10 protein-coding genes are annotated in these 10,070 nt (G+C 34.0%); 5 read left to right on the top strand and 5 right to left on the bottom strand.

All coding sequences use genetic code 11. From position 1 onward, the window contains the following. Positions 1-7 precede the first annotated feature (7 nt). Together UGRO018_RS10855 and UGRO018_RS10850 are read right to left on the bottom strand one after the other, a co-directional pair. Positions 8-1,348 (bottom strand): SWIM zinc finger family protein, encoded by a 1,341-nt coding sequence (locus tag UGRO018_RS10855; protein WP_416326504.1) that lies wholly within the window; start codon positions 1,346-1,348, stop codon positions 8-10. An 89-nt stretch (positions 1,349-1,437) separates the two neighbouring features. Continuing rightward, positions 1,438-2,616 carry a helix-turn-helix transcriptional regulator gene (locus tag UGRO018_RS10850; RefSeq protein WP_416326503.1) on the bottom strand — a complete coding sequence of 393 codons (1,179 nt, stop codon included), beginning with the start codon at positions 2,614-2,616 and terminating at the stop codon, positions 1,438-1,440. 412 nt (positions 2,617-3,028) lie between these two features. On the opposite strand from UGRO018_RS10850, the gene agaB reads away from it, so the two are divergent. Genes agaB through UGRO018_RS10835 form a run of 3 tightly spaced genes read left to right on the top strand, consistent with a single transcriptional unit; the run spans position 3,029 to position 5,257 of the window. Next, positions 3,029-3,505 carry a PTS galactosamine transporter subunit IIB gene (gene agaB, locus UGRO018_RS10845; RefSeq protein ID WP_416326502.1) on the top strand — a complete coding sequence of 159 codons (477 nt, stop codon included), beginning with the start codon at positions 3,029-3,031 and terminating at the stop codon, positions 3,503-3,505. A gap of 47 nt (positions 3,506-3,552) precedes the next feature. After that, positions 3,553-4,359, top strand: a complete 807-nt coding sequence (locus UGRO018_RS10840) for a PTS sugar transporter subunit IIC (RefSeq protein WP_416326501.1) — start codon at positions 3,553-3,555, stop codon at positions 4,357-4,359. Next, entirely contained in the window at positions 4,349-5,257 is a 909-nt protein-coding gene (locus tag UGRO018_RS10835) for a PTS system mannose/fructose/sorbose family transporter subunit IID (protein WP_416326500.1), read from the top strand. The genes UGRO018_RS10840 and UGRO018_RS10835 overlap by 11 nt, the downstream gene beginning before the upstream one ends. A 73-nt stretch (positions 5,258-5,330) precedes the next feature. On the opposite strand, the gene UGRO018_RS10830 is transcribed toward UGRO018_RS10835, so the two are convergent. From UGRO018_RS10830 to UGRO018_RS10820, 3 genes are all read right to left on the bottom strand, one after another. Then, positions 5,331-6,029, bottom strand: a complete 699-nt coding sequence (locus UGRO018_RS10830; RefSeq protein WP_416326499.1) for a hypothetical protein — start codon at positions 6,027-6,029, stop codon at positions 5,331-5,333. A 113-nt stretch (positions 6,030-6,142) separates the two neighbouring features. After that, positions 6,143-7,060, bottom strand: a complete 918-nt coding sequence (locus UGRO018_RS10825; protein WP_416326498.1) for a PTS system mannose/fructose/sorbose family transporter subunit IID — start codon at positions 7,058-7,060, stop codon at positions 6,143-6,145. Continuing rightward, positions 7,050-7,877 (bottom strand): PTS mannose/fructose/sorbose/N-acetylgalactosamine transporter subunit IIC, encoded by an 828-nt coding sequence (locus UGRO018_RS10820; protein WP_416326497.1) that lies wholly within the window; start codon positions 7,875-7,877, stop codon positions 7,050-7,052. Before UGRO018_RS10820 ends, UGRO018_RS10825 begins: the two co-directional genes overlap by 11 nt. A gap of 238 nt (positions 7,878-8,115) precedes the next feature. On the opposite strand from UGRO018_RS10820, the gene UGRO018_RS10815 reads away from it, so the two are divergent. Together UGRO018_RS10815 and UGRO018_RS10810 are read left to right on the top strand one after the other, a co-directional pair. Continuing rightward, complete coding sequence (locus UGRO018_RS10815; RefSeq protein WP_416326496.1) at positions 8,116-9,189, top strand: tyrosine-type recombinase/integrase; 1,074 nt, start codon at positions 8,116-8,118, stop codon at positions 9,187-9,189. 128 nt (positions 9,190-9,317) lie between these two features. After that, a complete protein-coding gene (locus tag UGRO018_RS10810) occupies positions 9,318-9,968 on the top strand; it encodes a hypothetical protein (protein ID WP_416326495.1) in 651 nt (216 codons plus the stop codon). Positions 9,969-10,070 lie beyond the last annotated feature (102 nt).

The raw sequence follows: 10,070 nt of genomic DNA, 5'->3' as shown, positions 1-10,070 counted from the left end.
TTATAGCTTACACATCAAGTATGAGCTTCAGAAGTTGCTTTCCATTAGGAAGGTTTTGAATATGACGATATAATTTCTTTAACATTTCTTTTGCTTTTGTAGTTTTTATAGCTTGATAGATGGCAAGTTCTTTCTTGTAGATAGAAATTAATTCTTCTATATGATTTGGAAAGAAAGCAGAATCATAGGTCACTAAGGTTTTAAGATCAATTTCAGATCGAGTCATTTCACAATATAATTCTTCCTTCATGGATTCTAATAAATAATACGGTTTTCGATCATAGCTTGTGGAATAAAGAAGTGTAAGATAAGGTTCACGATAAGTTATCCATGACTCCTTATAGGTTTCATGAAGCTTTTTGAAATACATAAATGCTTGTTGTTCATCATGAAGTAAAAGATTGTGAAAACACGCAAGACAAATATCTTCTTGTTTTAATTTTATGGATAAATCGTTATATCTTCTTGTTAATGCAGTTTGCTCATAAGCATTTGTTTCTGCTTGGATAGCATCCTTTAAAAAGATCATAGCGGTTGCTAAATATCCTTCTTCTTCATAACGACTTGCAATATAAGCCAAAACAACAGGATGATGTTGCACATGAGCTAATAACTTTTGGTCATATCCGATTGGCTGTCGTAAACTTTTTAACTCTTCTACTAACATGGTGAGAAAAATGGTTTCATCCATATGATCTTTACATTGAGCAAGATACTCTAAGAGAATACTTACACCAACTTGTGCATCATAAAGTTCATAAAATAAATCAATGAAATCTTCTTCACATTGAGAAGGACTTTCCAGCTCATTGTGAAACCATGCCAAATATTGAGGTTCTTTTTGGCTGATACCATAAGATAATAGATCCTTTATTTCAATAAATTGATCCATTTGTTCATCATATTCTATATCAATAGTTTCATATGCTTCATATAAGGTTATGACAGGTGCAAAACGATGTTTAAGAGACAGTTGCTGTAACTGATTCATAATTTGATCAAAAACCGTGAATTGTTTTATATCATAACCATATTCTAATTCATCAATATAAGATGCAATCATTGAGGTTAGATGGGAAGAAGATCGTGTGGAAGACGCTTCCGAAATCGCATAGCATAACGCTGCAGTATGCTTACAATAGCCATGTTCATAAAAATAATCACAATCACACTCTAAGTTGATGATTTCATGACTACTTATATCGATGTTCGCTGTTTCCATATCATCAAAGATTGCTTGATAACGATTTCTGTGTTTCTCAATATCAAGTATGGCATCATTTGTATAGTCTTGATATCCTTTCTTTAAAATATGTGAGGGAAAATAAGCTTCAAATTGTAGATTCATATGTAAGACCACCTTTACAATTCCAGTATAGAACATATTGTTACATTATTTGTGTAAGAATAAATAAAAACATATGCAATTTGCATATGTTAGTTATAAATAGTCTTTGCATAATCTGTAGGTGTGATATCAAATTGTTGCTTGAACTTTCTAGAGAAATAATGAATACTTGTAAAACCAAGCATGCTTGCAATTTCACTAATGGTATACATATTTTCTTTGATAAGCAATTTACTTTTCTTTAATTTCAAATCACTGATATATTGTTTTGGCGCAACATTCAGATTGTTTTTAAATAATGTTTGTAAACTGCTTCTTGAAATAGAAAACTTGTGGCAGATTTCTTCAATGGTGAGTTGTTCATAAATCGTATCATTGATATAAATGATAATTTCATTCAATAACTCATTTTCAAAACGTTGTTGCATTGGTGTAGAAGCCACAGGTGAAGAATTCAAAAAATCGTATTGCATGACACGTATGATCAACTCTTTCAGATAACAAAGCATCAATTCATTATCATACAACATATCATTGTTGCTAACTTTGATGAATTCGTTTAGTGCGTTATGAATATCACGATGCGCATGATAAACACGATTAGTGATCAAGAAGGGATCAGGCATGTCCATTTCAAATAGGATCGTCAGATAGGAACACGATTGACTGTGTCCGGTTTTTTGAGTATGGTATTGTCCAGGCGCATAAAGAATCAAATCCATTTCATCAAGAGCATAAGGTTCCTCATCGACCGTTGTCGCAAGTTCTCCATTGTCAATAAAGGTAAGCTCCCAAAATTCATGACTTTCTCCTGGAAATGTATAATTGGCATTTCTTACTTGATAATAGTATCCAAGAATTTCTTTGACTTCAAAAGAAGGCGTAATCGGTTCATAGAAAATAGGGACTTTATCATAAGTATCTATCGTTCTCTTTTTTGTTTTGGGATCAGTTTCTAATAAAATCTTTGCTGTTGGAGTAATACATAGAAAATTAAATTTCACACCAGCTTTGATTTTGATAAAACGATGAATGACAAATCGTTCATAGTCTTTCCCTAGTTCATCATTACTGACTACTAACATGACGATACCACTTTCTACTTGAACATAGACATCATTGCTATATTCATAAAAGTAATCAAATTGTTTATCTTTTAGTTTTAGAATTGAGTGGCTTAACTTCTTTTGTCGCATTCTTGAAAAATCATTGATGATCTCTCCATATTTATTGAAAATAAAGCTTGTAGTTTTATTGAACACAGCCATCACCTCATTCACATTAAGTATATCAAAAAAAAGAGTAATCGAAAAGAGAAAAGCAAGAAACATAAAAAATGTAAAAAGAGAGAAACAATCACTCAAAGCTATGAAAGAGTTTACATAAATCGAAATTTGGTCTGTTTCGACAAAAAAATCCATGCATTCTTACTTTTTCTTAAGAATATGTAAAATCTTGTAGTTGATATGTAGATTTTTTTGTATTTGTCTAAATTGAGTGGAAAAATATGGTTAAATTGTTAAAAAGTGCAAACTCAAAAATAAAAAGTGTAAAGAAATTTGCGTTGATTTGACATAGAATTTTAGTGAACTTCATGAAAGGGTTTTCGTAAAAGATCTTCCTCATCAAAGATCTGATACGCATTTAGTTCATGTAAAAAGATAGAAGGGAGAGAGCAAAATGCCAAATATCGTTTTAACAAGAATTGACAACCGTTTGATACACGGACAGGTGGCAACACAGTGGTGTGGTGTCGTAGGTGCTAACCTATTGTTGGTTGCAAATGATGCAGTTTCTAAAGATGAATTCCGTCAGGGATTGATGAACATGGCTGCACCTGCATATGCACAAACACGTTTCTTCTCAATTGAGAAAACTTGTGCCATTATTGGTAAGGCTTCACCAAGCCAGCACATCGCAATCATCTGTGAAACACCACAAGATGTATTAAGACTTGTAGAAGGCGGCGTGCCAATTAAAAAAGTAAACATCGGAAACATGCACATGGCGGAGGGTAAACGTCAGGTGGCTACTAGTGTAGCGGTTAATGATGATGATGTTGCTTGCTTCAAAAAACTTCAAGATTTAGGTGTAGAATTGGAAATTCAACGTGTTCCAGACATTTCACCTGAAAGCATTGACAAATTATTTAAATAAGAATTAAATTATCTGAACAATAAAACAGATAATGAAAGGAGAAAAAAATGGACTTTAATATTGTTGAATGTGTCTTACTGGCCGTTATAACATTTATTTTCGCAATTGACCAGTTCTCATTGACAGAAATCGTTTACCGTCCAATAATTGCTTGTCCAATTATTGGTTTGATCCTTGGTGATCTTGGTACTGGTTTAGCTGTTGGTGGTGCTTATGAATTGATTATGATTGGTAATATGCCAGTCGGAGGTGCTCAGCCACCTAACGCTGTTATTGGTAGTGTTGTTGCTATGGTATTCGCTATCAAAGGTGGTATGGATACAAATGCTGCATTGGGTACAGCTATGATCTTCGCTACTTTCGGACAGTTCGTTGTTACTATTATGTTTACTGTAATGTCTCCATTGATGGCAAAAGCTGATAAAGCTGCTGCTGAAGCAAATCCTAAAGGAATTACAACTGTATTGAACATTTCTATGGCTGGTATGGGTACATTATTTGCTGTTATCGCTATCGTTGCTTATGCAGGTGGTACTGCTATGGCTGATACATTGACTGAATTGCAGAAAAATGCAAGCTGGTTAATGGGTGGCTTAGGTGCTGCTGGTGGAATGATGCGTTTCGTTGGTTTCGCAATCCTGCTGAAAATCATGTTATCTAATGACATGTGGGGTTACCTACTTGCTGGTTTCGCACTAGTACAGTTATTCGGTAATACTGCTGCTTTAGCAGATGCTGCATTGATTCTTGTTGCATTCATCGGTATTGCAATTGCAATTAATGACTTCTTGACTCAAAAAGCTATTAAAGAGAATGCTGGAAACGGAATGGGAGGTATGAGTGATGGAATCTAGTGCTATGACAACTTATAGAGATACTACCCCTGCTGCCAGACTTGATAATAAAACTTTAAATAAGATGGTATGGCGTTCTATGCAGTTACAGGCTGCATTTAACTACGAACGTATGCAATCTGCTGGTTGGTTATGGTCTATCTTACCTGGATTACAGAAAATCCACACTAACAAAGAAGACTTAGCTGCTTCTATGACACACAACATGGACTTCTTAAATACTCACCCATTCGCTGTTACATTCGTTATGGGTATGGTATTATCTATGGAACAACAGAAATTGGATATTCAGACAATCCGTTCTGTACGTATCTCTACTGCCGCTCCATTAGGTGGTATTGGTGATGCATTGTTCTGGTTTACATTAATTCCTATTACTGCAGGTATGACTGCTAATATGGCAATTGATGGAAGCATTATGGGACCAATTCTTTATTTCATCATCGCATTTGGTGTAGAAATGGCATTGCGTTATGGATTATTATACTGGTCTTACAACATGGGTACAAAAGCTGTATCTATGATGACTGCTAATGCAAAAGAATTCTCTCGTGCTGCATCTATCCTTGGTGTATTCATCATCGGTGCATTGATCGCTAACTATGGTGGAGGTACTAAATTAGGTATTTCTATCCCTAATGGTCAAACATTGGATGCTGCAACAGGTGAAATGGTTGATGTATTTATCAATATTCAGGACTACTTGAATAAAATCTTACCTTGCATGATTCCATTATTGATGACATTAATGTGCTACTTCTTAATCAAGAAAAAAGGATGGACTCCATCTAAATGTATCGCATTATTGTTAGTAATTGGTGTTGTTGGTGCTATCTTTGGAATTTGGGCTGGAGATTATACACCTCTAGTAAGTGTTCCTTGGAATGTAATCGGTTAATTTTTGAAGAAAGACTCTCAACCCTATCTATCAAAAAAGCAAAGTCACTATGCGACTTTGCTTTTTTTAGTTCTTAATAAGTTTTGATGCTTTCATCTATCTTATACTTTTCTTCAGCTATTACCTCTTCCAATTCTTTTATATGTTCTTTGGTTAATGGAACATAGATAGCTTTTGGATGAAAGCAAACCAAAGCATTTTTGAAATAAATGATGGACATTTCATAATTTTCTAAATATAAATATTGCATTGCGATCATATAAACAGTGACACCAAGTGGAAACCCATAAAATTCTTTTGTTTCCATTTGTTTGTTCATAACATCAATGAGATCTGTTCTTTTATGGAACATCACCTCATAGGCCTGTTTATTATATAAAATAAATTTATCATCTTTTGAATCCTTTATTGCCTGAAGCAGTATTTGTGCATATTTCTGATTTCCTTTTAATAGAAATATATGATAATACTGTTCTAAAAAAGATTTCTTTTGATTACTATCTTTATATTGACGATGAATCATTTCATTTAACATCATATCAAAATTTTCAACATCCTTTTTTAAATAATAGGAACGGATTCTATAGAGGTCCCTTGTATATTGTCCGATGAGATGTTTTGTGATATCCATATCTGTTATTGTTAAAACGGTATCATAATCTGATTTTTTCATTGCTTTTATGATACTATTCAATAGTAATCTTTTACCAATTTGATAAATGATAACTAAAATTAACGCAATACATAAGATTGCAATCGTTATCTGATTCATTTTTTCACCTTACCTCGTATTTTAATGAAAAAGGCTATGATTCAAATGAATCATAACCTTCCCACACATTTGAAGTGTTTCATAGTTCAGAAGAGAGCTTTTTTTACCTAGTTTTATTCTGCTGGTGGGGTAGGATAATCATACCACTCAACCAATGGATGATAGCCACCATTGATAGATGCACCATTTTCATCGATAGCCTTAGAATCTCCAGACCAGATACCGAATGCACAACCTACGATACCAACGATCAGAATTAAAACGATACATTTGATAGGAGTCCATCCTTTTTTGATCAAAGCATAGATGCCTAAGGTAATCAACAATGGCAATAACATAGGTAGAATGTTATCTAGTAATTCTTGAACATTGATAGCAGGATCTGCAATTGCGATACGAACGGTTGTAGAACCATAAGTTGCAATCAAAGCACCTACTGTGAAAATACCAAGAATACTAGCTGCACGAGTAAACTCTTTTGCGTTAGCAGTTAACATGGTTACTGCTTTCGTTCCTAAGTTATAAGACCAGTGCATTAAGAAATAACGAACTGCAAATTGTACAGCGTTAAAGATGATAAGGAACAAAACTGCTCCCATAATACTTTGACTGTTTAATGCCATGTTAGCAGTAATACCACCAACGATAGGAACCAATGTCAACCAGAACAATGCATCACCGATACCACCTAATGGACCGGCTGCAGAAATACGTACAGAACGAATGGTAGCTGTATCAGCCTTGTTTTGTTCTAAAGATAATACGATACCCATAACAAATGTAACAAGGAATGGATGTGTATTTAAGAAATCAAGGTTATGAGCCATGGATGCTTTTAAATCCTCTTTGTTTGTATGAATTTTTTGAAGTCCCGGTAAGATACCCCATAACCATCCTGCTGCTTGCATTCTCTCATAGTTGAAAGAAGCCTGAAGGAAACAAGACATCCAAACCATTTTATTTAATGTTTTCTTATCAAGATTAGGAGCTGGTGTTAAATCTTGATATTTTTCAGGAATATTATATGCCATCAGATTCACCTCCTACATTAGATCCAGCACTGCTTTTGATCTTTGAATGTATTTGGAAATCGTATAATGCGATTGCCAAACCAACGAAAGCACATAACAACAATGCTGATTTTTGAACAGCAACTACAGGCATTAATTTGCAAATAACTGCCATAACAAATCCACCAAATAGGAAGCCCCACATTTGACTAGACATCATAACTTTCATTAGGATAGCGAATCCGACAAATTTCATTGCAGCACCTGCTGCATCTAAACCTGCCATTACCCAAGAGAACTGGAATGATAAATCTTTCAAAGTAGTACCAAGTTTAGAACCACCGTAAACACCGGCAACAGCTAGAATTCCGAATAAAATACCTAAAATAGCCATTTCAGTATAGTTTACCATAGCAATACCTTTAGGATCTGCTTCTTCAGCAGCCTTATCAGCTTTTGCCATCAAACCAGATACGATAGTAAATGTTAAAGTAACTGCATATTGACCAAATACTGCAAATGGAATAGCAAGACCTACTGCCAAACCTACACCATCTGCTGTTGGCTGTAATTTCATTGAAACTGCAAACACTGCTGTCATTAAAGTACCCATGATAGCATTAGGTGGCTGAGCACCACCAATAGGCATACTACCAATCTGTACTAATTGATAAGCACCACCAACAACAATACCTAATTCGAAGTTTCCAAGGATCGCACCAATGATAGGTCCTAAAACGATAGGTTGGTACAAGGATTCCAAGAAACTGAACTGGTCAATACCCATAATAAAGGCTACGATAAATACCAAAATAGCCTGTACAATACTTACGTCCATATTCTTCTCCTTTCATTATCTGCATTGTGTTTCAGATAATTAATTCTTATTTAAAGAATTTTTTTTCATGTGTTTTCTTTGGGAAATATCACGTATTTTTATGTATCCTTGCTCATAGATGGCAAACATGTTGTTAGCTACGTGTTTGCTACGTCTAGAATTAGCATTGATTTCATGGTTATAACATTGTATCGTATAGTTATAAGGATATTGTGCATTGATTGAGGGAGTGTATCATATGAGTTGCAAGAGGGCTGCCATGAAAAAGGCGAATGGCATGGGGAGCGTCTATAAATTGAGTGGGAATCGTCGAAAGCCATGGGTAGCATGTGTTACGGTTAGTATAGAGGCATGTGGTAATGCTACGTATAAGCAAAAAAGAAAGATCATCGGTTTTTTCGAAAGCAAAGAAGCTGCTGAATTTTCATTGTGGAAATATAACAAAAATCCTATTTTGTTTGAAGAGTTACAAAAGAAGGGAGCCATCACTTTTGAAAATGTTTATCAACAATGGGCGAGTACGAAATTCAAAAATCTTAGCCAAAATGCAATTAATGGGTATAAAGCAGCATTTGCGAAATGCGAAAGTATTTGGAAATTGAAGATTGCGGATTTAAAAACAATGCATTTTCAACAGATCATGGATGCCAGTGAACTATCACTTGCAAGTGATTTAAAACTAAAAGGATTGATGGTATCCGTATGTGAATATGCAATGCAAAATGATATCATCAACAAGAATTATGCAAAATATGTCATGATCAATCGAAAAGAAGAAACTGAGGATATACATAAACCGTTTACTGAATCGGAAATAAAAAAATTGTTCCAATATGATCATTTGCCTTATGTGGATACGATATTGATCATGATTTATACAGGGTTTCGTGTAGGAGAGCTGTTCGAAATAAAAAACAGCGATATTGATTTTAAACATATGACCATTATCGGGGGATCAAAAACAGAAGCCGGAAAGAATCGAATGGTTCCATTACATGTGAAAATTCAGCCTTATATCATGAAATACTGGGATGCAAAAGAGGAATATTTATTTCGAGATCAAAAAACGAATAAGAAAATAGATTATCATCATTATCGGTATAAATATTTTGATCCTATCATGAAAAGACTTGGCATGGATCATTTACCACATGATTGTAGACATACCTTTGCGACTCGCTTATCTAATGCCAATGCCAATGCGACTAGCATCAAAAAATTGATCGGACATGCATCATATGCAATGACAGAAAAGATTTATACTCATAAAGATATCATACAATTGCGAAAAGCTATCAATTCACTTGAATAAACGCATGTTAGCTATGTGTTAGCTACCTTACAAATTCATACATAAGATGATATATAATCTGGAAAAAATAATTTAATTATGTATGAAAATATAGTATAATAAGGATAAAAGAATTGAGGTAATGAAATATGAGTGCGATATCAATTGTTATCATTGGTTTTATTTTGTTGGTTGTTTTTTCAATGGATCTATTTAGGAAGTCAAAATTAAAAATGATCAATGCGGCATTGGAAGCAAAAAATTATGATGCGGTGATCGCTATGACAGAAAGTAAGTTTAATCGAATGCTGATTACCAACTATGTCGGAGATCTATATTATTTAAGAGCAATGTATTTTAAATCACCGGATGAGACCTTTATTCCGCATCTTTTTGATGTATTCAGAACTCAAAGTGAGGAAGAAAATAGGAAAGATATCTTAGAAACCTATTATCATATTTTTTTGAACAATCGAGATAAAGAATGTGCTACTCAGATTTTGGAAAAGATCAAGACGATGCAAAATCGGAATTTTGTCAGAGTCAGTCAATTTGCCTATGATGTAGTCTTTGATCAAGAAGGTGAACTGATATCAGATATGGAAGCACTGGTAGAGTCTTTGAGAGGCTTTGATGTAGGTGTCGCTGCATATTATATTGGTATGTATTATGAATTACATGGGAATTTAGAAATGGCTCAGGCTTATTATAATAGCTGTGAGGGATGTTTTAATTCCAATCATTTCTATGCAAAACAAGCAAAAGACCATGTATTGTCATTAGAAAAAGAGTTATCTTAAGTGAAAAGCTGTGAAATTTCGCAGCTTTTTTAATAACTTTATATTATATTTTAATAGTTTATGAAATAAAGGATATCACCTTATTTCAAACTATTGTATAAT

This window comes from Hoskinsella mucinilytica (assembly GCF_045223415.1).
Lineage (GTDB): Bacteria > Bacillota_I > Bacilli_A > Erysipelotrichales > Erysipelotrichaceae > Hoskinsella > Hoskinsella mucinilytica.
This window is presented reverse-complemented; position numbering and strand designations above follow the sequence as displayed.